The sequence below is a fragment of the Intrasporangium calvum DSM 43043 genome (assembly GCF_000184685.1).
Lineage (GTDB): Bacteria > Actinomycetota > Actinomycetes > Actinomycetales > Dermatophilaceae > Intrasporangium > Intrasporangium calvum.
Genome location: NC_014830.1, coordinates 206567 through 232064, shown reverse-complemented (window position 1 = coordinate 232064; position 25498 = coordinate 206567). Strand labels below are relative to the sequence as shown.

The window sequence follows — 25498 nt, the reverse complement described above, 5'->3', positions numbered from 1 at the left end:
GCCCATGGTCATTGCGGCCCTGCTCACCCTGACGATCGCCCTCGCGTGGCCGGTGCCGCGTCTCATGGCTGGCATGACGACGTTCCGACGCGCCCCGCGGGCCGCCCTCGTCGTCTGGCAGTCGACCACGATGGGGGCCGTGCTGGCCGCCCTCTTTGCCGCACCCGCCGCGCTGCCCTACGTCATCGGGCCGACCGCCGCACTCGCTGACAACGCCACCCAGATCGCGGTCGCCGTCGCCGTGAGCGGTCTCATCGCGGGCCGGCTCATCGTCTCCGGCCACCGGGTCGGCACCCGGTTGCGCGCCCATCGCCGGCGCCACCGGAGGCTCGTCGACCTCCTCGCCGTGCCGGTCGGGGCGGACGGGTCCCACGCCGCGCACATGCGCGTCATCGAGCACCCGACCCCGACCGCCTACTGCGTGCCGGGGATGCGCCGCCGCGTCGTGCTGACGCAAGGCACCCTCGACTCGCTCCCCGAGGACCAGCTCGTCGCCGTCCTCGCCCATGAGCGGGCGCACCTGCGGGCCCGGCACGACCTCATCCTCGAGTTCTTCACGGTCATCCACGAGGCCGTGCCCAGCTGGTTCCGGTGCGAGATGGCCATGCATGAGGTCAAGCTGCTCATCGAGGTGCTGGCCGACCGCGCGGCCGTGCGAGCCACCGGCGTCGTGTCCACGGCCCGCGCCATCGTCGGGATGGCCACCGGGGCCGTCAAGCCCGAGGGGATGCTCGCGATGGGCGAGTCCCCGTCGGCAGCCCGGCTGCGACTCGAGCTGCTCCAGCCCGGACCCGTCGCGGGGCTGCCCGCCGGGGTCGCGGCGACGGTGATGTACCTCTTCGCCACGTCGGTCGTGATCATGCCGGTCGCCCTGCTCGTCGTCGCGTGGGCCACCGCCTGACCCTCCCCCTCTGACCCTCCTCCCGGTCGATGTCATCGACCGGTCCGATGCTCGATCGATCACATCGACTCGAGTCCGAGGGTCGGACGGGCCTGTTCCATAAGTCATGGTCATGGTTTCAGTGCAGGTCGAAGCGCAGTTCCGGCCGAAAGGTCCCCACCATGACCTCGCTCCGCCTGTGCGACGCCGCCCCCGACTTCGCGGCCGACACGACTGAGGGCCCCCGGCCTGAGCCCACACCCCCGAGCAACACACCCGGCTACCGACTGCTCCACCGGCCTGCAGCAGGGGGAGGCACGCGACAGACGGGTGTGTTGCGGCGTCGATAGGCTCGCTCCATGCGTGTACTCGTCTCCGGCGGCGCCGGCTACATCGGCTCCCACATGGTCGTCCAGCTCGTCGCCGCAGGTCACGACGTCGTCATCGTCGACAACTTCGCCAACAGCAAGCCGACCGTGGTGGCCCGGCTCGAGGCAATCACGGGCGCCCACCTGCCCGTGCACGCGTTCGATCTCGTGGACCAGGAGAAGACCGAGCACCTCTTCACGCAGGAGCCGATCGACGCCGTGATCCACTTCGCCGGGCTCAAGGCCGTCGGCGAGAGCGTCGAGAAGCCGCTCGAGTACTACGAGAACAACCTCGGCACCACCTTCTCGTTGATCCGGGCGATGCGCCGCCACCAGGTCCGCACGCTCGTCTTCAGCTCCTCCGCCACCGTCTACGGCAGCAACGAACCCCCCTTCACGGAGGACATGCCGACCGCGGCCGCGAACCCGTACGGCTGGACCAAGGTCATGATCGAGCAGGTCCTGCGCGACGTGGCCCGGGCCGACCCGTCGTGGCGGATCGCCCTGCTGCGCTACTTCAACCCGGTGGGCGCGCACGAGTCGGGGACCATCGGCGAGGACCCACAGGGCATCCCGAACAACCTCATGCCCTTCGTCGCGCAGGTGGCGGTCGGGCGACGCGAGCGGCTCCACGTCTTCGGCAGCGACTACGCCACCCCGGACGGCACGGCCCTGCGCGACTACATCCACGTCGAGGACCTCGCCGCCGGCCATCTCGCGGCTCTGGACCAGCTGGCGAGGACGGCCGCCCCGGTGTCGACGTGGAACCTCGGCACGGGCGTCGGTACGAGCGTCCTCGAGGTCATCCAGGCGTTCGAGCGTGCCAGCGGCCGGCAGATCCCCTACGAGGTCGTCGGTCGGCGAGCCGGGGACCTGCCTGCGGCGTTCGCGGATCCCACCCGGGCCCAGCGCGAGCTGGGCTGGCGGGCGCAGAAGGACATCGACGACATGTGCGTCGACACCTGGCGGTGGCAGAGCCAGAACCCGGAGGGCTACCCCGAGGCCTGACGGCGCCAGCCACCAAGCGCAGGCCGTATGCCGCTGGGCTGGCTTCCAGCGCGACATCACGCCGCCGCTCGGCTGGGCTCCTGCGCAACCCTAGGGCCGGGGGTCGAGCGCGTCGTAGTCCCGGAAGCTCGGCACTCTCGCCACGGCGAGCACGACGAGCCCGACCACGAGCGCCCCACCGACGACCGGTGGCACCCAGGTCACGGTGAGCGTGGCCAGGGACCCGGCGAGCATCTGCCCGAGGCGCGGGCCGCCGGTGACGACGACGGTGAAGATGCCCTGCATCCGGCCGCGGAGCCGGTCCGGGACCGCAGCCTGCAGGATCGACTGGCGGAAGATCGAGCTGACGTTGTCGGCTCCTCCGGCCACGGCCAGGCAGACCACCGCGGCCACGAGGGCGGTGCGGTCGGCATCCCCGAAGTCGCGGCTGCTCACCGCATGACCGCCCACCATGACGACGGCGAGGACCATCCCGAAGCCGAGGATCGCGACGCCGTAGACGATGATCGCGTTGCGGATGGCCCGCCCCTGCCACCGGGCGCCGGTGACGCGCCCGGACCCGAGGCTCGAGAGGATGCCCCCGGCAGCGAACGCCGCGAGGAGCAGCCCGGCGGTGACCGGGCCCCCGCCGATGACCACGGCACCGACGGCGGGGAAGAGGACCATCGGATGCCCGAACGTCATCGCGATGATGTCGACGACGAAGCTCATCCGGACGTTCGGCGCCGTGCGCAGGTGCGCGAGACCCTCCACGACCGCGCGCAGCCCGCTCGCCGGTGGTGCCCCGTCCTCGTCGAGCTCTGGCCGGATCCGCGGCAGCGTCCAGAGGCCGAACAGCCCCGCGACGAAGAGCAGGACGTCGACGGTGTAGGTCCACGCGTAGCCGACCCGGGCCACGAGCACGCCGGCGAGCCCGGGGCCGGCCGTCACCATGAGGCCCATCGAGATACCCGTCAGCGCGGCGGCCTGGGGCAGCAGGTGCAGCGGCAGCAGCCGGGGCGTGATGGCCTGTCGCGTCGCCGACGCGATGGTGGCTGCGACGGCGTTGACCGTGGTGATGACGTAGAAGGCCCAGACCGTCGTGACCCCCGCCCACGCGATGGCGGCCAGCGAGACGGTCGACGCCCAGGCCACCACCGACGCGATGAGCGCGACGGACCGTCGGTCGAAGCGGTCCGCGACGGCGCCGCCGTACAACCCGGAGGCAATGACCGGCCCGAGGGCGAACCAGGCGACGAGGGAGACCATGAAGGTCGAAGCCGTGAGGTCGTAGATGTGCAGGGCGACTGCGGTGGCCGTGACCTGCGCCCCGATGCCCGCGAGCGTGTTGCCGGCCCACAGCCGCGCGAACGGCAGGCTCGCCCGAAGCGGCGAGATGTCGACGAGGTGCGACCGGCGCGCGGTGGCCCCCTCGCGCGTCTCGCTGCCGTCCACCACACGAGGAACCTACGCCACGTCGGACAGGCCCGCCCCGAGCGCGGCCTCGACGTCGCGGAGCATCGACCCGTCGCGGACCCAGGCCCAGCCGTCCTCGCCCTGCCAGGCCACCATCGTCCGGACCGCACCGTCGGCGCCCGTGAACGAGACCATCGACAGCGGACCGGTCTCGATGACCCGAGCGGACTCGACGAGCAGCTCGAGGGCGGCCGCATCGTCGGGCCGGCCCACGGCGAGGAGCGCACCCCCGGCCAGCGCGGCCGCGTAGGCACGCTCGATCGCCTGGGAGCCGGCCGCCTCCCGACCGCGCGGCAGGCTGACGACGGCGTCAGCGGCATACGCCCCGGCGATCCCGGCCACGTCACCGGCCGCCACCCGTCCCACGAAGGCGGACAGCAGCTCTCGGGGGGTCCTCGCACCACGGGTCGTCGTCATGGGCACACCGTCTCACCGACCGCCGACAACGGCTCGGCGACACGGCGCCGGCGATGTGGTGGACGGGTGTTGAATGGGGCCATGCCGTCGCCTCGCCCGTTCCACGTCACCTTCGTGTGCAGCGGCAACATCTGCAGGTCGCCGATGGGCCACGTCATCCTCGAGCAGCTCGTCGCGGAGGCCGGCCTGGCCGACGCCGTGACGGTGTCCTCGAGCGGCACCGGCGACTGGCACGTCGGCGAGCGCGCCGACCCTCGCACCGTCGATGTCCTGGCCCACCACGGCTACGACGGCTCGGGCCATCGGGCGAGAGAGTTCGACGCGACCGCGTTCGACGACATCGACCTCGTTCTCGCTTCCGACGACGGGCACGTCCGGCACCTGCGCCGGCTCGCGCCGACATCGGACCACCGCTCTCGGATCCGCCTGGTCCGCGAGTTCGACCCGACCGCGGTCGCGGCCGGGACGCTCGAGACGAGCGACCCCTGGTACGGCGACGAGGAGCACTTCCGGCGGTGCTTCACCGAGGTCGAGGCCGCCTGCAAGGGTGTCCTCGAGCACATCAGGGGAAGGCTGGAGATGGAGCACCCCTGATCGCATGAGAGACCTCCACGTGACCGTTCCGCACTACCCCTATGGGGCCCCCTGCTGGGTGGACCTCCTGGTCAGCGACGTCGGCCGGGCCCAGCACTTCTACAGCGAGCTGTTCGGCTGGCGCTGGTTGACGGGCGACGCGGCCAGCGGGGGCTACACCATGGCGCTGCTCGCGGACCAGCCCGTCGCCGGAATCAGCCGCCGGCCCCCGACCGCCCCGGTGCCGAGCCAGTGGACGACCTACCTTCGCGTCGGCGACATCACCGTCGCGGCGCAGGCCATCGCCACCTACGGGGGACGCCCCCTCGGCCGCCCCGTCCAGATCGGGGCGCTGGCACGCACCATGGTCGCGGTCGACCCGGGGGGCGCCTACTTCGGGGTGTGGGAGCCGGGCGACCTGCCCGGCAGCGGCACCCTCGACCAGCCGGGCTCCCTGACCTGGAACGAGCTGCTGACCCGCGACTACGACGTGGTGCTCGACTTCTACGAGAACATCTTCGCCCACGGCTTCATCGACGAGACCGAGAACGGCGGCCCCCGCTGGTCGACGGCCCACACCGGTGACGGCAACCCTGCGTACGGCCTGGCCGAGATCGAGGCCGACTGGCCGCCCGAGATCCCAGCGCACTGGGTGGCCCACTTCGCCACGGACAGCGTCGTGACCACCGTCGCCCACGCGCTCGACCTCGGCGGCACGCTGCTCCAAGGACCCTTCGACGGACCCTTCGGCCTCGGTGCGGTGCTCAGCGGCCCCGAGGGAGAGGTGTTCTCGGTCCTCGTCCCCGAGCTGGACTGACCGCCCCTCCGCCGCAACACACCCGCTTAGCGCCCGGTCCCCCCAACTGCAGACGGTAGGACCGCACGACAAGCGGGTGTGTTGCGGGCAGGTGAGGGCGGCAGGAGAGGGCCCAGCACGTGGGCACCCGGCCAGCCCAGCGGCATACGGACGGCTCGGAAGCACGCCACGCGCTCTGGGAGGATGGGCGCATGGCCTCCCTCGCTGCCGCAACACCCCCCATCGCGCTCGGCGCGCTCGACGGGCGCTACCGTGCCGCCGTCGCCCCGCTCGTCGACCACCTCTCGGAGGCCGCACTCAACCGGGAGCGGGTGCGCGTCGAGGTGGAGTGGCTGATCCACCAGACGTCCCACGGCATCGTCCCCGGGGTCCGCCGGCTGACCGACGCGGAGATCTCGGCGCTGCGCGGCCTCGTCGAGACGTTCGGGCCGGTCGAGGTGGCCGAGCTCGCCGAGATCGAGCGGGTCACCGTGCACGACGTCAAGGCGGTCGAGTACTTCCTCAAGCGCCGCCTCGCCGAGATCGCTCCCGCCGAGGAGGACAAGGGTCTCGCTGAGCTGGTCCACTTCGGCTGCACGAGCGAGGACATCAACAACCTCGCCTACGCCCTGATGGTCAAGGGCGCCGTGGCGGACGTCTGGCTGCCCCGGGCACAGGCCCTCGTCGAGCAGGTCTCCGCGCTGGCCCGCGACCTCCGGGACGTGCCGCTGCTCGCACACACCCACGGCCAGCCGGCCACCCCGACGACCATGGGCAAAGAGCTGGCCGTGCTCGCGTTCCGACTGGGCCGGCAGCTGCGCCGGGTCGACCGGCAGGAGTACCTCGGCAAGTTCAACGGGGCCACCGGCACGTTCGGCGCCCACGCCCTCGCGCTGCCCGACGTCGACTGGCCGACCGTGTCGCGCGAGTTCGTCGAAGGGCTCGGGCTCACCTGGAACCCGCTGACGACCCAGATCGAGAGCCACGACTGGCAGGCCGAGCTCTACGCCGACGTCGCGCGCTTCAACCGGGTCCTGCACAACCTCTGCACGGATGTGTGGACGTACATCTCGATGGGCTACTTCGCGCAGGTCCGCGGGCAGGGGACGGTCGGCTCGAGCACGATGCCCCACAAGGTCAACCCGATCCGCTTCGAGAACGCCGAGGCGAACCTCGAGGTCGGCAACGCGCTCCTCGACGTCCTCGGGTCGACCCTCGTCCAGAGCCGGCTGCAGCGTGACCTCACCGACTCGTCGATGCAGCGCAACATCGGGTCGGCCTTCGGACACAGCCTCCTCGCGCTCGACAACGTGGCGCGGGGACTGGCCGGGCTCGACGCCGTCCCGTCGGCGATGGCGGCCGACCTCGAGTCGAACTGGGAGGTCCTCGGCGAGCCGATCCAGTCGGCGATGCGGGCGCTGGGAGCGCGGGGCGTGCCGGGCATGGAGGAGCCGTACGAGCGGCTCAAGGAGCTGACGCGGGGCCGCCGGGTCGGGGGCGACGAGGTCCGCGAGTTCGTCCGTGGGCTCGGGCTGCCGGCTGACGTCGAGGAGCGGTTCCTCGCGCTGACGCCTCAGACCTACACGGCGCTGGCGAGCCGGTTGGTCGACTACCTGCCCTGAGGCAGGGGCTGGGTCGCCCCAGGCCGTATGCCGCTGAGCCGGGTTCCAGCCGGACCGGTCCGCCCGCAGCCTCCCGCCCTCTCCACCAGCAACACACCCGCTTGTCGACTGCTCACCCCGGCTGTACCAGGGGGTCGGAGTCGATGGGCGGGTGTGTTGCGCAGAGGCGGTCAGGCCGCAGTCGCCCGGAAGCCCCTCAGCCGCAGCGAGTTGGACACGACGAACACCGACGAGAACGCCATCGCGGCCCCGGCGAGCATGGGGTTGAGCAGGCCGGCCGCGGCCAGCGGGATCGCGGCGACGTTGTAGGCGAACGCCCAGAAGAGGTTGCCCTTGATCGTCCGGAGGGTGCGTCGGGCCAGGCGGATCGCATCGGCCGCGACGCGCAGGTCCCCGCGCACGAGGGTCAGGTCGCTCGCCTCGATCGCGACGTCGGTGCCGGTGCCCATGGCGAGGCCGAGGTCGGCCTGGGCCAGGGCCGCGGCGTCGTTGACCCCGTCGCCGACCATGGCGACGACCTTGCCGGACTCCTGGAGCCGCTTGACGACGTCGACCTTGTCGGCGGGCAGGACGTCGGCGATGACGTCGGCCTCGGCGATGCCGACCTGGGCGGCGACGGTCCGCGCGACGCGCTCGTTGTCGCCGGTGAGCAGGATCGGGGTGAGGCCGAGGTCGCGCAGCTCCTGGATGGCCTGCGCCGAGGTCGTCTTGATGGTGTCGGCGACGACGAGGATGCCGCGCATCCGTCCGCCCCACGCCACCGCGACCACGGTCGAGCCCTGGGACTCGTGCTCCGTGGCAGCCGCATCGAGCTCGGTGCAGCGCATCTGCCGACGCTCGGCGAGGAACACGGGGCGGCCGACGTAGACGTCGCTGCCGTCGACCTCGCCGCGCACGCCGAGACCCTGCGTGCTCTCGAAGCCCGACACGGCGGGCAGCGCCCCGAGCCGCTCCTTCGCGCCAGCCGCGACGGCGCGGGCGACGGGGTGCTCCGAGGCGTCCTCGACGGCACCGGCCAGGCGCAGCACCTCCGCCTCGTCCTCACCGTCGGCGGCGACGACGGCGTGGAGCGCCATGGCCCCGGTCGTGACCGTGCCTGTCTTGTCGAGGACGATCGTGTCGACCTGGCGGGTGGACTCGAGCACCTCTGGCCCCTTGATGAGGATGCCGAGCTGCGCGCCACGGCCGGTCCCGACCATGAGCGCGGTGGGTGTCGCGAGGCCGAGGGCGCACGGGCAGGCGATGATGAGCACGGCGACGGCCGCGGTGAAGGCGGCCGCGGCGCCCGCGCCCGTTCCGAGCCAGAAGCCGAGCGTGGCCGCCGACAGGCCGATGACGATGGGCACGAAGAACCCGGAGATCCGGTCGGCGAGCCGCTGGACCTGGGCCTTGCCGTTCTGGGCGTCCTCGACGAGTCGCGCCATCTGGGCGAGCTGGGTGTCGGAGCCGACGCGTGTGGCCCGGACGACGATGCGGCCGCCGGCGTTGATCGTCGCTCCGGCGACCGCGGAGCCGGGACCGACCTCGACGGGCACGGACTCGCCCGTGAGCATCGCGGCGTCGACGGCTGAGGTGCCGTCCTCGACGACGCCGTCGGTGGCGATCTTCTCCCCCGGCCGGACGACGAACCGCATCCCGACCTGGAGCTGCGAGGTCGGGATCCGCTCCTCGACCTGACCCGAGAGCCCGTCCCGCAGGACCGACACGTCCTTGGCGCCGAGCTCGAGGAGCGCGCGCAGAGCCGCTCCGGCCTGCCGCTTGGACCGTGCCTCGAAGTAGCGGCCGGCGAGGAGGAAGGTCGTCACCCCGGCCGCGGCCTCGAGGTAGATGTTGCCCGCGCCGTCGGTGCGCGAGATGGTCAGCTCGAACGGGTGGACCATCCCGGGCATCCCGGCGGTCCCGAGGAAGAGGGCATAGAGCGACCAGCCGAAGGCCGCGAGCACCCCCATGGAGACGAGGGTGTCCATCGTCGTCGTGCCGTGCCGGAGGTTGGTCCACGCGGCCTTGTGGAACGGCCAGGCGCCCCACACGACGACCGGGGCCGCGAGGGTGAGCGAGGCCCACTGCCAGTAGTCGAACTGCAGGGCCGAGACCATCGCCATGGCGATGACGGGGAGGCTGAGCACCGCCGAGACGACCAGTCGGTCACGCAGAGCACGAACGCGGTCGTACGCCGCTGGGCTCGCTTCCCCGCCGGAGGGACCTTCCGCGCCTTCCGCTGTCACCGGTGGCGCGGGGACCGTCGCGCCGTAGCCGGCGGCCTCGACGGCCTTGACGAGCTCCTCGGCGGAGAGCGTGTCGGGGAAGGAGACCTTGGCCTTCTCGGTGGCGTAGTTGACCGTGGCCGTCACGCCGTCGAGCTTGTTGAGCTTGCGCTCGATCCGGTTGGCGCACGAGGCGCACGTCATGCCGGTGATCTCGAGCTCGATCGCCCCGGGTGCCGAGGGCAGGCCGAGCGAGGCGCCCCCCGGTGTGGTCGTCGGCGTCGTGGTCATCAGTGGTCATCTCCGTGGTCTGAGGTCGTGCCGCTGGAGGCGGGGGCCGGTTCTGCCGGCGCGGCGCTGCCGTGCGCGGTGACCGAGAGCGGCGCGGTCCGCACGACCCCGTCGTGCTGGAAGTCGAGGTACAGCCGGTAGGCGCCGGCACTCGGCACGGACGCGTGGAAGACGACGTCGGGGCCGGGTCTGGTGCGTCCGTCCCCGGGGGCTCCGTCCGGGTGGACGTGGAGGTAGGCGAGGTCGCCCTGGCGGAGCGCGACCAGGTGGCCGTAGGCGCCGAGGTACGGCTGGAGGTCGGCGACGGGTGCGCCGTCCTTGCGGACCGAGAAGCTGAGGTCGGCATCCTGGCCGGCGACGAGGTCGCCGGTGATGCTGACCGTGTAGCCGTCGACGGTGACGGTTCGGGTCTCGCCGACGGGAGCCGCGAGGGCCGCCGTCCCCGGGACGCTGAGGTCGGTCCCGAGGGTCAGGGCGCCGGCGCCGGTCGCGGTGAAGTCGGCGAAGAGACGCCACACGCCAGGCTCGAGGTCGAGCGCCGCTGACCACGTGCCGTCGGCGCGCAGCGTCGGGTGGACGTGCTGGTAGCCGGTGAAGTCGCGCCGCACCGCGATGAGGTGCAGCTCCTTCTCGTGCTCGACCTCGTAGTCGGTCACCGGCGTGCCGTCCGGGCCGGTGACGGCGAACGACACGGGCACGCCCCGCCCGGCCGGAGCGGTCGGCGCCGAGAGGCGCAGGGTGTAGCCGGCGTCGCTGATCGTGAGGCCGCCCGGGAGTCCGGCCGCCGGCAGGTCAGCACTGCCCGCGCCACCCCCGCTCGAGCCGGCGTGCGCCGCCGGTGGCTCCCCCACGGGCCCGACCACGCGGCCGAGCCCGAGGGCGAGCACGAAGACGACGACCAGGCCGAGGGCGAAGCCGACGATCCTGGTGACTGTGGTCATGCCGTCGGTGCGAGCGCGTAGCCCGCCTCCTCGACAGCCGCCTTGACCTGGGCCTCGTCCACCGGCGAGCCGCTGGTGACCGTGACGCGGCCGCTGGCCAGGTCGACGTCGACGTTCTCGACACCGGCGATGGCGCCGACCTCCTCGGACACCGAGGCGACGCAGTGTCCGCAGGTCATGCCGACGACGGTGTAGGTGCTGGTCTCGCTCATGGTCGTGCCTTTCCGGTTCGGTGCCGCTGGTGTCCAGGGCACTGGAGCATGTCTCGTCCTACCTGTCCAACATACCCCGCTGGGGTATCCATTCCAACGCGGGGTCGCAGACCCCCATGATTTCGACGCGCCAGGACGGCCTCGCCCACGAGTCCAACTACACGAGCGGGCTGCGGATCTTCGACGGCTGGCGCGTCGACCAGGGCCGGATGCGCGAGGTCGGCTACTTCGACGGCTACCCGGCCGACGACCGCACCGGTTTCGCCGGCTCGTGGAGCAAGTACCCGTGGTTCAAGGACGGCAAGGTCGTCTTCACCGGGACCGAGGAGGGTCTCTTCGTCGTCCAGACGCGCCTCAAGACGGCGGCGCCGGGACGCTGACCCCACGCGGGGAGGACCGAGGGCCCGCCGGCTCGCCCGGCGGGCCCTCGTGGGTCCCGTCCAGGAGCACGGGTCCGGTGGGGTGCCCCGCTCGTCACGAACGAACGAGCCGCGCTATCGCGTCCGAGGCCTCCTTGAGCTTGAGCTCCGCGTCCGGACCACCCTCACGTACCGCGTCGACGACGCAGTGCGCGATGTGCTCGTCGAGCAGCCCGAGGGCCACGGACTGCAGCGCCTTCGTCATCGCCGAGATCTGGGTGAGGATGTCGATGCAGTACTGCTCCTCGTCGACCATCCGCTGCAGGCCCCGAGACTGCCCCTCGATGCGCCTCAGCCGGCGAAGGTAGTCGTCCTTCTGGTGGATGTAGCCGTGCTGGTGCGGCACGGCCTCCGTCCCGTGGTCCATGGTCCTCCTTCGCGCGGCGGTGCTCTTCGGTACAACATACCCCCGGCGGGTATGGATTCCCTCCTGCGAGCGCCGACGACCTGCTCCCGCCGCCCCGTCCGCCGAAGTGCACCGTCGACTCGGCCCTCAGGTCGTGGAAGTCAGGCAGCGATCGGGCTACCGTCACAGAGCATGCAGGGCCGAGACGACCGGAGTCCTCGGGCCGACGAGCTGCTGACGAAGCTGCGCCGTCGCGCCGAGGCCTTGGGCAGCGCCGGTGCAGCGCCGGGCGAGGACGAGCACCCTGCCGCCGCACTCCCGCCGCCGGGGGCGCGCACTCGGCTCTTGGTCGCCCTCGTCCTGACCGTTCCCGTGGTCGCACTGGCGCTCTGGGCGAACGACAGCACGGTCGGACGCTGGGCCCAGGTGGTCCTGACCGCGGTCATCCTCGGCTGGTCCGCCGGCCCGCTGGTCGCGGCGGCAGGGCGCACGCTGAGGGCCCTCAGACCGGGGCCGGAGGTGCCGGTCCTGCTCGGCGCCCTGGTCTCGTGGGCGGCGTCCGTGACCGACCTGGTCCGCGGCGCTCCGGAGCAGTGGTTCGGAGCCGCTGCCGTCGCCGCGACCCTCCTCCTGCTCGTCCGCCACGTCGCGGCCCGCGCCCACGCAGCCGCCGGGCCGGACATGCCGCAGCCGACCGTCGTGGACCGCCTCGCGAGGTGGCTGCCCCCGGTCGTCCTCCTCGTCGCGGCGGTCGTTCTCGTCGTCCGGCTCCGCACCGGACACACCGTGGCGGACTCGCTCAGCGCGACGGTCGCGGTCCTGTTCATCGCGTCGTTGCCGGCCGCCGCCCTGGCTGCGCCGGCAGCCCTGGCCGCGGCCCGGGCGCGGGCCGAGCGCCGGCTGGGGTCGGCGCCGGCTGCCGGCACCCTGGCGAGGTCGGCCACCCTTGACACCGTCGTCATCAACCGCACGGGGCTGCTGACGACCGGCGACCTCGCCCTGCGGAAGATCGCGGTCACCGGTCGGCTGTCCAAGAAGGCGGCGCTCATCGCCGCCGCCGCGGTCGAGCAGGGCAGCGACCACCCGATCGCCCGGGCCATCGTCGCGGGGGCGGGGCAGGCCCGGGTCGACCTGCCGCGGATCCGCGACTTCGAGGCCAATCCGGGCGAAGGGGCGTCCGCGCGGATCAAGGACACCGAGGTCACCGTCGGCAAGGCCGCCCTCTTCGAACACGTCGACCCGGACCTGCTCGCCCATGCGGACGGGACCCCGGGCCGGACGGTGTTCGTCGGCTGGGGCGGCCGGGCCCGCGCGGCACTCACCGTCGAGGACACGATCCGGGAGACGTCCCGGCCCGCGATCGCGCGGCTCAAGGGCCTCGGCCTGACGCCCTACCTGCTCACCGAGGACGGGGAAGCGCACGCTCGAGGCCTTGCCGCCGCGGTGGGCATCGACCCGGGGAAGGTCCGGTCCGGATCGCGCGGCAAGGCCGTCACGGATCGGGACCTGGTCTCCGAGCTGCAGCGGCAGGGGCGCCGGGTCGCCGTCATCGGGCGGGCGCCGGCAGACCTGCTCTTCGAGGCCGACGACGTCGACGCGGCGGCGGACACCATCGAGCTGGCCCAGCAGACCCAGTCGGTGATCCGGCAGCACCTCGGCTGGGCGCTCGGCTACAACGTGATCGCCCTCGTCGCTGGTGGCCTGGGCTGGGTCCACCCGACGTGGGCCGCGATCCTCGCCGCGGTGGCCGCGTTCGTTCCGCTCGCCAGTGCGCAGCGTCTCAGATCGTGACGTCGCCGTCCGGGGTGTGGAACGTGACGGACAGCAGCCCGGGGGTGCCGTGCGGCGCGACGAAGGTGAAGTGGATGTCGCCCTTGTCGAAGGTCTGGTCGACGCCGAGCCATTCACGCACGCGCGCCGGGTCGCCGGCGATCTGCAGCTCGCCGATGTGCACCTGCGCCGCGGAGCCGTTGGCCGGGTGGAGCGAGATGTCCTCCCACTGGATGAAGTAGGGGACCTGGGGGTCGGCGATGAGTCCCCTGATGCCGATCTGCCGCCAGCGCAGCTCGGTGCCGTCGGGACGGTGCCGGTTGCCCTCCACGGCCTCGCGGCCGAGTCGCTTCTCCGCGGCGGTCAGGTCGTCCACGGCGACGACCCACCCGAGCCAGCCACCGCCGGCCTCCGAGCGCGCCCGGACCGCCTGCCCGAAGGGGGCCTTGTCCGAGGCGGGGTGATCGAGCACCTCGACGACCTCGACGTAGTTGCGGTCCGCGAGGGGAAGGATGACGTTGCGCGTCCCGAACCGGGGGTGGACCCCGCCGTCGACGGGCTCCACACCAAGGAGCTTCGAGAGCCTCTCGGCCGTTGCCTGGAGGCCGTCGTGCTCTGCCGCATAGGACACGTGGTCGACTCGCATACGGTCAATCGTGACACACCGCCAAGGGTGCTCTTGACCACCCCCCGGTCAGGCCGGACCGCCACCTCCGAGGCGTGAGGCACGTTGCCGGACTGCCTCGTAGAGGACGACGGCGGCGGCGACCGAGACGTTGAGGCTGTTCGCGCGGCCGTGCATCGGGATGCGTACCCGATGGGTGGCGGCCACGAGGAGCGCGTCGTCGACGCCGTGCTTCTCGGAGCCGACCGCGATGGCCACCCGGCCGGTGTAGTCCACCTCGGTGTGGAGGAGGTCGGTCTCCGGGGTGGTCACGACCAGGGTGACGGCGCCGTGCGCCAGCCAGGCGAGGGTCTCGGACGTCGTCCCGCTCGCGACCGGCACGGCGAAGAGGGTGCCCTTGCTCGCTCGGACGACGTTGGGGTTGCCCCAGTCCGTGACGGGGTCCGCGGCGACGACCGCGTCGACGCCGGCTGCGTCCGCCGTGCGCAGCATCGCCCCGAGGTTCCCGGGCTTCTCGATCCGCTGCGCGACGAGCCCGAGCCACGAGGGACCGTCGACCGTGAGCGAGGCCAGCGGCACACCGACGTCGTCGACGACGGCCAGCAGGCCGTCGGGCCCTTCCCGATAGGACACCTTGGCGTATGCCGCTGGGCTGAGTCGGACGATCTCGACCCCTGCCGCTCGGAGTCGTTCGACGAGCTCCGGTTGCGTGCCGATCTCCTGTGACCCGGCGCGGCCCGACGGGCTGAACAGCTCCTCCGCCACGTAGAGCGTCCGGGGGGTGACTCCGGCATCGAGTGCCAACCGGATCTCCTCGTGCCCCTCGACGATGGTCTGGCCGGTCTCCTCCCGGACCCGCCGGCGGCGCAGCGCGACGAGCGCCTTGAGGCGGGGGTTCGACGGGGAGGACACGGAGAGGTCGCGAGGCAGGTTCATGGCACGGCCAGCATCCCACTGTGCGCGTCCTGCCGGACCGTGACGGCTGTCGGTGCCGTGGTCTAGCGTCGTCGTGGTCAACGGAACCTGGGGAGAGGACCACCATGGCCAGCTTGGAGAACCGGCCCAAGAGCGCCCTTCTCGTCATCGACATGCAGAAGGGCGTCGTCGCTGACGCGCACGACCGTGAGCGCGTCATCGCCAACATCGGCTCCCTCGTGGCGAGGGCCCGCGACGAGGACGTGCCGGTCGTCTGGGTGCAGCACTCGGATGAGGGCCTCGCTGAGGGCAGCGAGGAGTGGGAGCTCGTCCCGGAGCTGGCGCCCGGTGACGACGAGCCGCTCGTCGGCAAGCACTACGGGGACTCGTTCGAGGAGACCGACCTCGAGTCGGTGCTCGCGAAGCGGGCTGTCGGCCGGGTCGTCGTGACCGGCGCCCAGACCGACGCGTGCGTTCGGGCCACGCTGCACGGTGCGCTGGTCCGCGGCTATGACGCGACCCTCGTCTCGGACGCCCACACCACGGAGGACCTGCGACAGTGGGGCGTCCCGGTCAGCCCGGAGCAGGTCATCGCGCACACCAACGCCTACTGGTCGGAGGCGAAGGCGCCGGGCCGCAAGGGCGACACGGCCTCGACCGCCGAGGTGAGCCTCCGGACGGACTGAGGTCGTGCCGGACACGCTCGCGGATCCACGGTTCCGGCAGGCCGCGCTCGGCCGGCGGAGACCTCAGGCGAAGATCGGACCCACGGGCGGGTAGGCCGCCGTCAGCAGGGCCCGGATCTCGGTGAGCGACGGTGTCGCCCCACTGGCCGGCGACTGGAAGCCGGTGTCGAGCCGCATCGGCTTGCCCCAGGCCACGAGGTCCTCGACCGTCGACCCCACCGCGCCACCGGACAGCTCGTCGAACCAGTCGACCCGGCCGTAGGTGACGTCACCACCGATGCAGACGAGCTCGACCCACGACGGGTCGGCGAGGCAGACGCTCTCGTAGGGATCGCGGTGGTGCCGTTCCAGGACGAGGAGGTCGGCGGGGCGTCCCACCGCGACGGACCCGAGGTGCTCGTCGAGCCCGGCCACCCGGGCCGCCACCGACGTCACCATGGCGACGAGGTCAGCGGCCGCGACGGGGTGCTCCTGCCGGGCGAGCTCGCGCCGGGCGACCTTCATCTCGGCCAGCAGGCTCGTCGAGCCCGAGGGCAGCCAGTCCGCACCGAGGGCAACGGGGACACCGGCCCGGAGGGCCTCCCCGGCCAAGGTCGTCTCGCCGTAGAGGCGGAGGTTCGACTGGGGCGACCACACGAGGCGGCAGCCGGCGTCGGCGACCTCGTGGAGGTCGGTCACCGTCAGGGCGCTGCCGTGGATGATGTTGGTCGCCGGGGTGGCCGCCCCGAGGTCGACGAACCGGCGGAACTCCTCGGTGCTCACCGCGTCCCCGCGCCGACCCTCGGACAGGTGGAGGTAGAAGGCGTTGACCGTGCCGGCGGCGATGTGCGCCATGATCCGGTCGAACGACTCCTTGCCGAAGCTCCCGGTCGGCAGGTCGACCAGCGAGCGGGCCCGGTGGGCGCCGAAGGCCCACCGGTCGATGTTGCGCACGAGGGGCTCGGCCGAGGCGCTGCTGCTCGCCGATGCGGCGCCCTGGATCCCGGTCACGCCGCCGACGAGCGCGCGCACCTCGGCATAGCGCGTCTGCGTCTGCGGTGGGACCGTGCTCAGCAGGGCGTTCTGGGGGTCCCTGACCAGTTGCTTGTAGGCCGTCGAGCGCCGCCACGCATACCGGTTCGGATAGAGCTTCGGCGGCTCCCAGGCGGCGAAGACGTTGAACTCCGGGTGGCCGTGGAGGTCGAGGAGCCCGGGCAGGATGACCCCGTCGGTCTCGAGCACCGGGACCGAGGTCGGGCGTCGGCGGCTGACCCGGTCGATGCGCCCGTCCGCGACGGTGACGTAGCCCGAGGACCACGCACCCTGCGGCGTGATGACGGCGCCCCGGAGCGCGAACGGAGTGGGGGGCAGGGCGCGCGCTCGCCGCGGTGGCGGCGGCAGCTCGTCGGTGATCCCCCTGCTGTAGGCCTCCTCGAAGGTGACCCTGCCCGGCGCGGGTCCCGTCCTCAGAGGGTCGGCCATGATCGCGCTCCCTTCGGGACGGCGACCCGGATCGTCGCACGCTTCTCCTGCGCATCGGCTCCGTCCCGGACCGCCCACGCGTCGACGGCGCGCCACCAGGCGGGAGCGCCCGGGGGGAGGTCCTGCTCCGGGATCGCCACCAGGTCGCGCTCGGTCCACGACTCGCCGTACGACCTCAGGTTCGGGGTGACCTCGGGAGACACGGCGGCGCCGAGCGCAGGGAGGTGGGCACTCCAGTCGGCGAGCTGGGCGGCAGTCGTGTCCTCCAAGGGCTGTCCACTCGCCCGCGCCGACCCTTCGGCATACGTGGGGTGACGCACCGCCGCGAGGTGGAGCCGGCGGGAGCGTGCCTCCCGCTCGGGCGAGCTGTCCTCCCAGAGACCGAACGCCCGCTTGGCGAGGGTGCCCAGGGCGATGACCGCGGTGACCCCGGAGGAGGCCACGGATGGGGTCACGGATGGGGTCACGGAAGGGGTCACGGAAGGGGTCACGGATGGGGTCACGGATGGGGACGCGGAGTCGAGCAGGACCGCGTCGAGCCATCGGTGCCGGTAGTCGACGATGTCCGGGTCCTTCACGTGTCGGTAGCCGGCCGCCTGCCCGAAGACGCTGTAGAGGTAGACGTTGAGCATGACGTAGCTGTGGGTGATCCCCAGCCGCGCGAGCAGCCCCTGCACGCGCTGCCCGGCCTCACCGACGAGGACGCGGCGGCTGATCGCCTCGTGCGTCGCCGGGTCCTGGCCGATGACGAGCACGCGGGCCGACCCGTCGAGCCGGCCCCGGTGGAACACCGGCCCCCACTCGACGCGGAAGTCCCCCGGTGGATAGGCCTCGGCCCCGGGATAGTCCGCGACGAGCGAGGCGAACGGCTCGTCGACGTAACCCGGGCAGCTTCGGTGCGTGACCATGCGAACCCTCCCAAGACGCCACTGTCCTTCAGGGTGCTTCGACCCTAACCCTGATACGTGCCGGTCCGGAGCGGTTCGTCACGGATCGACCGGACCGTCGTCGCCGGCGCGCTCGAGCAACAGGCGCCGCTCCGCCGCGTTGTCGGTCATCGCGGCAGCCCTGCGGAACTCCTCCCGCGCCTCCTCCTCACGGCCGAGCTTGCGCAGCAGGTCGCCTCGCACGCTCGGCAGGAGGTGGTAGTCGGCGAGCGACCCGGACTCGACCAGCCGGTCGACGACGGCGAGAGCGGGGCCGGGCCCAGCGGCATACGCCATCGCGACAGCCCGGTTGAGGTCGACGACCGGGGAAGGCCGCACGCGCGCGAGCTCGTCGTAGAGGGTGACGATCCGCGCCCAGTCGGTCTCGTCGGGTGTGCGGGCCCGAGCGTGGCACGCGGCTATCGCCGCCTGCAGGACATACGGGCCCGGTATGCCGCTGAGCTGGGTCGCGCGGTCCAGTGCACCGAGCGCGTGGCGGATGAGCGACCAGTCCCACCTGGTGCGGTCCTGGTCGAGGAGCAGGACCGGTGAGCCGTCGGCAGCCATACGAGCGCGGGTCCGCGAGGCCTGGATCTCCATGAGGGCGACGAGCCCGTGCACCTCGGGCTCCTGCGGGGCGAGCGCGGCGAGGACGCGGCCGAGGCGGATCGCCTCCTCCATGAGGTCGCCCCGCACCCAGTCCCGTCCGGATGTGGCGGCGTAGCCCTCGTTGAAGATCAGGTAGACCACCTCGAGCACCGAGGCCAGCCGGGGTGGCAGGTCGGCACCGGAGGGGACCTCGATCGTGACGCCGTCGGCTCGGAGGGCCTTCTTGGCCCGGGAGATCCGCTGGCCGATGGTCGACTCGGTCGTGAGGAAGGCCCGGGCGATCTCGCGCGTCGTCAGCCCGCCGATCATCCGCAGGGTGAGGGAGATCCGGGCCTGGGCGGTGAGAACGGGGTGGCACGCGGCGAAGACGAGGCCGAGGACGTCGTCGTCGATGTCCTCCAGGGCCCGGTCGAAGCCGGCCTCGGCGAGGTCGGCCGCCCGCAGCTCCTCCGCGTGGCCGACCTGCTGGAGCTTGTCCCTGAGGTTCACGTCCCGCCGGATCCGGTCGATGGCGCGGCGACGCGCCGTCGCGGTGAGCCACGCGCCCGGTTTGTCCGGGAGTCCGTCGCGTGGCCACTGCTCGAGCGCCTGGAGGAAGGCGTCCTGGGCGAGGTCCTCCGCCAGCCCGATGTCACCGACGACCCGCGCGACAACGGCCGTCACCTTGGCGGTTTCCATCCGCCAGACGGCCTCGAGGGTGCGGCGGACGACGTCGGAGTCGGCGTCGGGGTCGGTGACGGGCGGGGCGGGAGGGGTCACCCGGTCAATGCTGGCACGGGACGGTGACGACGGGCGCCGCGACGGCCCTGGGCCACCAGCTCAGCCCTGGGCGGCCTGCCGGGCAGCGGCTTCGCGCAGGGCCCGCTCACGCTCGCGCAGCTCCGGGCTCAGCTGCTCGTCGAAGTCCTCCGGCGCGTACATCTGCCGCAGCTCGAGCGCCTGGCCGGGACCGGGCGCGCAGGACCGCGGCCACCGCTTGACCCATTCGAGGGCCTCCTCCCGCGACGACACGTCGATGACGGAGAAGCCGGCGATGATCTCCTTCGCCTCGGCGAACGGGCCGTCGGTGACGACCCACTCGTCGTCCTCGAATGAGACGAGCGCACCCTTGGCCGTGGGGTGGAGGCCCTGGCCGTCGACGTAGACGCCGGCGCGGAGCATCTCCTCCTGGTACGACTGCATGTCCGCCAGCTGCTGCTCCGTGCCGATGGTGTCGCTCTCCGTCTCCGGGCCTCCCGGGACGATGATGAGGTACCGCATGGTGTCCTTCCTCTCTGCAGGGCCGGGCGGCCCGCTCACCCCTTCGTCGAACGAAGCGAGCCGGTTTCGACGCCGGGTCCAGCTGTCACCGATGCCGGATCCGGATCCCGCTGGGCTCAGGTCCCGGTTCGGCGGTCCGCGCGCCAGGGCGACCGGTCCGCTGCGGTGGACGGCACTCCGTCCCGGAACGGGACTCCGTGGCGCGCTGCTTCGGCGATCCCCCGGACGACGGGCACCAGGCCGTCCTCGTCCACGTGGCCGGTCACCTCGTCGGCCACCGCCTTGACCTCGTCGGGGGCGTTGCCCATGGCCACTCCCCACGCTGCCCAGCGGAGCATCTCGAGGTCGTTGCGCTGGTCTCCGACGGCCACGGTGTGGATCGGCTCGACGCCGATGCGACGACGGATGAGCTCCAGGGCGGAGGCCTTGCTGACCCCCTCGGGGTTGATGTCGAGCCAGGCCGACCAGCCGACGGCGTAGGAGACGCCGTGCAGGCCGGCACGCTCCACCATCTCCATGAACTCCTCGGCGGTCGCCTCGGGCTGGCGCAGCGTGACGCGGGTGACGGGGTGGGCGACGAGCTCGTCCCAGTCGACGACGCGGGCCTGTCCCATCAGCTCCCCCTCGGGAAAGTGCCGGCTCACCTTGAAGCCGACCCCGAGCTCTTCGACGGCGATGCGGGCCTCGGGGAGCGCCACGCGAAGCCGCTCGAGCACCGGCTTGGGGTCGAAGGTCACCGTGTCGACGATCGCATATCCCGTCGGGGCGCGCCGGTCCAGCTCGATCGTCACGGCGCCGTTGGCACAGACGGCGAACCCCTCGGTGACCCCGAGCGACTCGAGGACGGGCGTGGTCGCGATGATGGACCGGCCGGTCGCCACGACGACGATGACCTCGTCGGGGAGCGCTGCGACGGCGTCGCGGACAGCGTCGGACAGCTCACCAAGGTGGTTGAGCGTCGTTCCGTCGAGGTCCAGGGCGAGCATGCGCAGAGCCATGGGCCCACGCTATCCGCCCCGCCGCGCAGACCACGTCCCTGCCCCGGGGCCCGAGGACCGTCCCCTTTTGCGACGGCCACGGGTGGGGAGGCACCATCATGAGTCCATGACCGCGACCGGCAGCACCGAGACGCATCCGCCCACGACCGCGACGGGTGTCGACGAGACCCGGCTGCGGTCCCTGCGCCGCTGGAACCTCGCTCTCTCGCTGCTCCACCTCGGGCAGGCCGTGACGGTGCTCCTGCTGGCGACCGGCTTCGCCGTCACGGTGACGCAGTCGCTGCCGAGCGGCCCTCCGGGCACTCCTCCCGGATCGCCCGAGGCACTGTTCGACCTGCCCATCGGGGCGTCGGTGGCCGTGTTCCTCACCCTTGCTGCGCTGGACCACCTGCTGACCGCCACGGCCCTCCGGAAGTCCTACGAGCAGGACCTGCGCGGCGGGATCAACCGGTTCCGCTGGATGGAGTACTCGGTCAGCGCCACGCTCATGGTCGTGCTCATCGCCCTGTACACCGGCATCGACGGGATCTCGGCACTGATCGGGATCGCGGGCGCCAACGTCGCGATGATCCTGTTCGGCTGGCTGCAGGAGCTGGCCAACCCCCCTGGCCGCTCCGCCACCACGATGAAGCCGTTCTGGTTCGGCTGCGTTGCCGGCGCGGCGCCGTGGGTGGCGATCGGCTACAACCTCGTGGCCGCCGACGAGGTCCCCGGCTTCGTGGTCGGGATCTTCGTCTCGCTCTTCGTGTTCTTCAACAGCTTCGCGCTGAACCAGTGGCTGCAGTACCGGCAGGTCGGGCGCTGGCGCAGCTACGCCTTCGGCGAGAAGACCTACCTCGCGCTCAGCCTGGTCGCCAAGTCAGCCCTGGCGTGGCAGATCTTCGCCGGCTCCCTGGTCGGGTGACCACGCCCAGCTCACCGCACGCGAGTCAGTCGTCGATGTCCCGGATGGCGCCCTCGGTGTAGACGTGCGGCGGGTCGCGAGGGTCCTCGGCGGGCTCGACGCTCGTGATGACCTTGCGGTGGTGGTCCCGCCGCGAGAGGACGATGAGCAGCCCGCCGGCGATCATCAGGATGACCCCCACGGTGGGCAGGCTGATGCCATCCGGGTCGGCCCGCACGGCAAAGGCGAGAATCGCCCCGATCACGGCCAGCGTGACTCCTGCTCCCATGACTGCACTCCTCTCCAGGTCTGGGCGTCAGACTCTCGTCCACCCATACCCAAACCGGGGCTCGGCCGTGCCTGCTACTCCCCGTCCACCTTGACGATGTCGTGCTCGGTCGTCGGGCCGGGCGGGGTCGTGAACCGCGCGTTGACCACGTACAGCCGGGAGCCCTGCATCGCGATCGTCGTCGGGACGTCGAAATCCGGATCCGTGAGGGTCACCACGTGCGCCGCGGACCGGTGGTCCGGGGCGAGGCGGAGCTCCACGACCTCGTTCAGGACGTTGCGCACCACGTAGAGGGTCCTCCCGCGCAGGAGGATGCCGTCGCCGGCGGTGAGGTCCGTGCCACCCGTGTCGACCGCGAGCGCCACGCCCGTGTGCGGGTCGACGCTGTAGAGGATGCCCGACGTGCTGTTGATGACGAGCAGCGTCTGCCCGTCGGGCGTGGCAGCGATCCCGTTCGCGTTGAAGCCCGCCACCTGCTGCCACTCCCCGACGAGCGGGATGGTCGCGAACTCCCCGGTCGGCACTCCGCGGGCCAGCTCGACCGCGTACAGCTCGGCAGCGGCCGAGTTGGTGAAGTAGGCGGCCTCGTGCGTCACGGTCACGTCGTTGATGAACGCCGGGCCGTCCGTCAGGTGGTAGGCCGCCACCTCGGCCCCGGTCCGCGCGTCGTAGACATGGGCGTCGCCATACGTCCCGCCGGAGACGAAGAGCAGCCCGGACGCCACCTTGACGCCGACGGCCATCCGCCCCTCGCCTCCTTCGACGAGGAGGTCGCCCGCTCCGGTTCGGAGATCACCCAGCCAGACCGACCCATCCGCCCGGGATCCTGCGTAGACCGAGGTCCCGGTCCCCGTGGCGATTCCCTCGGGAAGCGACCCGGTCGGGATGGGTATGACATCGGGGAACGGTTCGGCCGTGGCCGCTCCCAGTGGGGTCGCTGCGAAGACAGCGACAAGTGCAGTCGTCACCAGTGCCTGTCGTGGTCCCATCGCCTCACGTTAGGCCGCTCCGGCCGCTCCGTAAACGGGTCGGCGCCCGGCCGTCGGGTGCCGGGGCGCCGGTGCCACACGGTCAGGCACCCACCCCGGACCACTGCGCGGCGAGACCCAGCAGGTGGTCGAGGCTCTGCTCGACCTGGCGGGCCGGCCCGGGAGCGCCCGGGTCCTCGTCGAGGACGACGTCCTGCTCGAGGACGTACCACCCGTCGTAGCCGGCATCCTCCAGCGCGCTGACGATCGCGGCGATGTCGAGATCCCCCTGCCCGAGCGGCGGGTGGAGACCCGCCCGGACGGCCTCGACGAGGCTCAGCTCACCCGAGCGGACCCGTTCGGCCACGGCCGCCCGGACGTCCTTGAGGTGGACGTGGACGATGCGTCCGGGACGGGCCAGGGCGAGCGACAACGGGTCGTCGCCGACGAGCGCCAGGTGCCCCGTGTCGAGACAGACCCCGATCCGGCTGCCGTCGATGACCCGCTGCAGCTCAACGAGAGACTGGACCACCGTGTCGGCGGAGGCGTGCACGGCCGCGACGAGCCCGCGGGACCGCGCGGCGTCCTCGAGGCGGTCGAGGTTGCGCAGGAGCGTCGCCCACGCCGCCTCGTCGAGGTCCGGGCGGGTCGCGTCTTCGGCCACCCCGGTCGCGGCCACCACGACCAGGGTGGTCGCCTCCGTCGCCACCAGGGCGTCCATCGTGGGCTCCAGCGCAGCGAGCGGGTCGACCGTCGCGTCGTGCAGCACGACCGACACGAGCTGCCCCGCCGCCTCGAGCCCGGCAGCGCCGAGGAGGCGCGCCCGGTCCGCAGGGGCGTCCGGCAGGAAGCCGTCAGGCCCCAGCTCTGTTGCGGCGAGGCCGATCTCGGCCATCTGGGCCAGCACCGTGTGGGGGTCGAACTGCCAGCCCCAACCCGGCACCTCGGACACCCCCCACGAGATCGGAGCGCTCGCGATCCGTTCGGCGAGCGGCCGGGCGCCGAGGTGGTGCGGGTGCACGACCCGCGATGGCTCGTCCTGCTGCTGACCGGTCACGGATCCTCCACTTCGTCGAGGCGCACGACGCCATGGGTCGAGCGTGGCACAGCTCAGCCCGGAACGTCAGGACCTCTGGTCCAGATCGGCCAGGGCGTCCTCGATGCCCCGGTGGAAGGTCGGGTAGGCATGGATCATCGACCGGAGCCGGTCGAGCGGCACCTCGGCGTGCACGGCCACGGCGAGCGCGCCCATCACCTCGCCCGCCGCCGGCCCCATGACGGTCGCCCCGACGAGGAGCCCCCGCCCCGGGTCGGCGACGAGCTTGATGAAACCGTCGCCGCCGACGCCGTGGATCCACCCGCGTGTCGTCGAGCCGAGTGCGGTGAAGCCCGTCCTGACCTCGACCCCCTGGTCCCGCGCCTGCGCCTCGGTCAGCCCCACGGTCGCCACCTCCGGGTCCGTGAAGGTGACCCGCGGAACGGCCCGGTAGTCGGCCGGTGGCCCCGCCTCACCGAGGACGTCCCGGACGACGATTGCGGCCTGGTACATCGAGACGTGGGTGAAGGCACCCTTACCGGTGATGTCGCCGACCGCCCACACTCCTGGGGCGACTCGGCACCACTCGTCGGTCGGGGCCACCCTGGCGTCGGCGGCCACCCCGACGGAGCCGAGGCCCACCGCACCCGGGTCGGTTCGACGTCCGGTCGCCACGAGGAGTCGCTCGGCTCGCAGGACCGTCCCGTCCTCGAGGGTCACCTCGACCTGGTCGGCCTCCCCGGGCGTCGGGGACGCGGCGACGGTCGCTGCGGCGGAGCCGACGTGCACGGTGATCCCCTCCCGCTCGAAGACCGTCGCGATCCGCTCGGACGCCTCCGGCTCCTCGGGTGACAGGAGGCGAGGCGCCGACTCCACCACGGTGACCGTGGTCCCGAACCGGGCAGCGACCTGCGCCAGCTCGCACCCGATCGCACCACCCCCGAGGACGACGAGTGACCCGGGGAGAGCCGTCGCCTCGGCGAACTCGCGATTGGTCCAGAAGGGCACCCCCTCGAGTCCCTCGATGGGAGGCGTCGCCGCGCGGGAGCCGACGTTGACCACGATCCCGCGCCCAGCGGCATACGGCTTGCCGTCGACGTCGACGCGGCCGGGCCCGACGACCCGGCCGGTGCCGCGCAGGAACGTCCCACCCTTCTGGGTGAACCGTTCGACGGCGACCTGGTCGTCCCAGCCGTCCGTGGCCTCGTCACGGATGCGACGCGCCACCAGCGACCAGTCCGGCGTCACGTCCGCGACCGACCCGGCCAGCCCGTCCACCCGTCGCGCCTCGGCCAGGGCATCTGCGGCGCGGACCATCATCTTCGTCGGGATGCAGCCCCAGTAGGGACACTCGCCCCCCACCAGTCCATGGTCGACGCCGAGGACGCGCAGGCCCCGCTCAGCCAGGGTGTTCGCCACGTGCTCGCCGCCCGGACCCATCCCGACGACGATGATGTCGAAGCTCTCCATGGCGCATCCTCTCGGCAGGGTCCCTCACAGGATGTCCTACCGCCGACGCCTCCCGGGGGATGTCGACGAC

General features: G+C 72.3%; 26 protein-coding genes. 9 read left to right on the top strand and 17 right to left on the bottom strand.

The annotated features are described in order from the left end of the window. Positions 1–4: 4 nt before the first annotated feature. On the top strand, positions 5–901 hold the full coding sequence (locus tag INTCA_RS01090; RefSeq protein ID WP_013491095.1) for a M56 family metallopeptidase: 897 nt from the start codon (positions 5–7) through the stop codon (positions 899–901). Between the two features lie 338 nt (positions 902–1239). Further along, positions 1240–2256, top strand: coding sequence for a UDP-glucose 4-epimerase GalE (gene galE, locus INTCA_RS01085; protein WP_013491094.1), 1017 nt, complete (start codon positions 1240–1242; stop codon positions 2254–2256). Between the two features lie 90 nt (positions 2257–2346). Here galE and INTCA_RS01080 read toward each other — a convergent pair whose 3' ends face one another. Together INTCA_RS01080 and INTCA_RS18465 are read right to left on the bottom strand one after the other, a co-directional pair. Further along, complete coding sequence (locus tag INTCA_RS01080) at positions 2347–3693, bottom strand: MFS transporter (RefSeq protein WP_013491093.1); 1347 nt, start codon at positions 3691–3693, stop codon at positions 2347–2349. Positions 3694–3702: 9 nt separating this feature from the next. Continuing rightward, entirely contained in the window at positions 3703–4128 is a 426-nt protein-coding gene (locus tag INTCA_RS18465) for a hypothetical protein (protein ID WP_013491092.1), read from the bottom strand. Between the two features lie 81 nt (positions 4129–4209). Here INTCA_RS18465 and INTCA_RS01070 point away from each other — a divergent pair, with 81 nt between their 5' ends. From INTCA_RS01070 to purB, 3 genes are all read left to right on the top strand, one after another. Further along, positions 4210–4722, top strand: coding sequence for a low molecular weight protein-tyrosine-phosphatase (locus INTCA_RS01070; RefSeq protein ID WP_013491091.1), 513 nt, complete (start codon positions 4210–4212; stop codon positions 4720–4722). A 4-nt stretch (positions 4723–4726) separates the two neighbouring features. Further along, entirely contained in the window at positions 4727–5518 is a 792-nt protein-coding gene (locus INTCA_RS01065) for a VOC family protein (protein ID WP_013491090.1), read from the top strand. Positions 5519–5709: 191 nt separating this feature from the next. Further along, on the top strand, positions 5710–7119 hold the full coding sequence (purB, locus tag INTCA_RS01060; protein ID WP_013491089.1) for an adenylosuccinate lyase: 1410 nt from the start codon (positions 5710–5712) through the stop codon (positions 7117–7119). A gap of 170 nt (positions 7120–7289) precedes the next feature. Here purB and INTCA_RS01055 read toward each other — a convergent pair whose 3' ends face one another. Genes INTCA_RS01055 through INTCA_RS01045 form a run of 3 tightly spaced genes read right to left on the bottom strand, consistent with a single transcriptional unit; the run spans position 7290 to position 10767 of the window. Then, a complete protein-coding gene (locus INTCA_RS01055; protein WP_013491088.1) occupies positions 7290–9614 on the bottom strand; it encodes a heavy metal translocating P-type ATPase in 2325 nt (774 codons plus the stop codon). Further along, entirely contained in the window at positions 9614–10555 is a 942-nt protein-coding gene (locus INTCA_RS01050; RefSeq protein ID WP_013491087.1) for a hypothetical protein, read from the bottom strand. Before INTCA_RS01050 ends, INTCA_RS01055 begins: the two co-directional genes overlap by 1 nt. After that, complete coding sequence (locus tag INTCA_RS01045) at positions 10552–10767, bottom strand: heavy-metal-associated domain-containing protein (RefSeq protein WP_013491086.1); 216 nt, start codon at positions 10765–10767, stop codon at positions 10552–10554. Before INTCA_RS01045 ends, INTCA_RS01050 begins: the two co-directional genes overlap by 4 nt. 116 nt (positions 10768–10883) lie before the next feature. Here INTCA_RS01045 and INTCA_RS01040 point away from each other — a divergent pair, with 116 nt between their 5' ends. Beyond that, entirely contained in the window at positions 10884–11147 is a 264-nt protein-coding gene (locus INTCA_RS01040) for a hypothetical protein (protein ID WP_041307084.1), read from the top strand. A 94-nt stretch (positions 11148–11241) separates the two neighbouring features. Here INTCA_RS01040 and INTCA_RS01035 read toward each other — a convergent pair whose 3' ends face one another. Continuing rightward, entirely contained in the window at positions 11242–11553 is a 312-nt protein-coding gene (locus tag INTCA_RS01035) for a metal-sensitive transcriptional regulator (RefSeq protein WP_013491085.1), read from the bottom strand. Between the two features lie 171 nt (positions 11554–11724). Here INTCA_RS01035 and INTCA_RS01030 point away from each other — a divergent pair, with 171 nt between their 5' ends. Next, positions 11725–13323 carry an HAD family hydrolase gene (locus tag INTCA_RS01030; RefSeq protein ID WP_013491084.1) on the top strand — a complete coding sequence of 533 codons (1599 nt, stop codon included), beginning with the start codon at positions 11725–11727 and terminating at the stop codon, positions 13321–13323. Here INTCA_RS01030 and INTCA_RS01025 read toward each other — a convergent pair. Together INTCA_RS01025 and INTCA_RS01020 are read right to left on the bottom strand one after the other, a co-directional pair. Continuing rightward, positions 13313–13948 (bottom strand): VOC family protein, encoded by a 636-nt coding sequence (locus tag INTCA_RS01025; protein WP_013491083.1) that lies wholly within the window; start codon positions 13946–13948, stop codon positions 13313–13315. The two genes, INTCA_RS01030 and INTCA_RS01025, sit on opposite strands and share 11 nt — an antisense overlap. A gap of 48 nt (positions 13949–13996) precedes the next feature. Then, entirely contained in the window at positions 13997–14863 is an 867-nt protein-coding gene (locus INTCA_RS01020) for a TrmH family RNA methyltransferase (protein ID WP_013491082.1), read from the bottom strand. A 104-nt stretch (positions 14864–14967) separates the two neighbouring features. Between INTCA_RS01020 and INTCA_RS01015 the strand changes: the two genes are divergently transcribed. Further along, complete coding sequence (locus INTCA_RS01015) at positions 14968–15528, top strand: cysteine hydrolase family protein (protein WP_013491081.1); 561 nt, start codon at positions 14968–14970, stop codon at positions 15526–15528. A 63-nt stretch (positions 15529–15591) separates the two neighbouring features. On the opposite strand, the gene INTCA_RS01010 is transcribed toward INTCA_RS01015, so the two are convergent. The 5 genes from INTCA_RS01010 to INTCA_RS00990 all read right to left on the bottom strand — a co-directional run bounded on the left by INTCA_RS01010 (position 15592) and on the right by INTCA_RS00990 (position 20782). Further along, positions 15592–16989, bottom strand: coding sequence for an amidohydrolase family protein (locus INTCA_RS01010; protein ID WP_013491080.1), 1398 nt, complete (start codon positions 16987–16989; stop codon positions 15592–15594). Continuing rightward, the gene (locus INTCA_RS01005; RefSeq protein WP_013491079.1) at positions 16974–17897 is read right to left on the bottom strand and encodes a uracil-DNA glycosylase family protein; all 924 of its coding nucleotides are present in this window, start codon (positions 17895–17897) and stop codon (positions 16974–16976) included. Before INTCA_RS01005 ends, INTCA_RS01010 begins: the two co-directional genes overlap by 16 nt. Before the next feature lie 78 nt (positions 17898–17975). Continuing rightward, the gene (locus INTCA_RS01000; protein ID WP_013491078.1) at positions 17976–19283 is read right to left on the bottom strand and encodes an RNA polymerase sigma factor; all 1308 of its coding nucleotides are present in this window, start codon (positions 19281–19283) and stop codon (positions 17976–17978) included. A gap of 60 nt (positions 19284–19343) precedes the next feature. After that, positions 19344–19784, bottom strand: a complete 441-nt coding sequence (locus tag INTCA_RS00995) for a YciI family protein (RefSeq protein WP_013491077.1) — start codon at positions 19782–19784, stop codon at positions 19344–19346. A gap of 116 nt (positions 19785–19900) precedes the next feature. Further along, a complete protein-coding gene (locus INTCA_RS00990) occupies positions 19901–20782 on the bottom strand; it encodes an HAD family hydrolase (RefSeq protein ID WP_013491076.1) in 882 nt (293 codons plus the stop codon). A gap of 106 nt (positions 20783–20888) precedes the next feature. Between INTCA_RS00990 and heR the strand changes: the two genes are divergently transcribed. Further along, on the top strand, positions 20889–21686 hold the full coding sequence (heR, locus tag INTCA_RS00985; RefSeq protein WP_013491075.1) for a heliorhodopsin HeR: 798 nt from the start codon (positions 20889–20891) through the stop codon (positions 21684–21686). A gap of 25 nt (positions 21687–21711) precedes the next feature. On the opposite strand, the gene INTCA_RS00980 is transcribed toward heR, so the two are convergent. The 4 genes from INTCA_RS00980 to INTCA_RS00965 all read right to left on the bottom strand — a co-directional run bounded on the left by INTCA_RS00980 (position 21712) and on the right by INTCA_RS00965 (position 25428). Continuing rightward, on the bottom strand, positions 21712–21954 hold the full coding sequence (locus INTCA_RS00980; protein ID WP_013491074.1) for a hypothetical protein: 243 nt from the start codon (positions 21952–21954) through the stop codon (positions 21712–21714). 74 nt (positions 21955–22028) lie between these two features. Further along, positions 22029–22922 carry a PQQ-like beta-propeller repeat protein gene (locus INTCA_RS00975; protein ID WP_148236445.1) on the bottom strand — a complete coding sequence of 298 codons (894 nt, stop codon included), beginning with the start codon at positions 22920–22922 and terminating at the stop codon, positions 22029–22031. 103 nt (positions 22923–23025) lie between these two features. Then, complete coding sequence (locus INTCA_RS00970; protein WP_013491072.1) at positions 23026–23979, bottom strand: TIM barrel protein; 954 nt, start codon at positions 23977–23979, stop codon at positions 23026–23028. Between the two features lie 66 nt (positions 23980–24045). Continuing rightward, on the bottom strand, positions 24046–25428 hold the full coding sequence (locus INTCA_RS00965; protein ID WP_013491071.1) for a dihydrolipoyl dehydrogenase family protein: 1383 nt from the start codon (positions 25426–25428) through the stop codon (positions 24046–24048). Positions 25429–25498 lie beyond the last annotated feature (70 nt).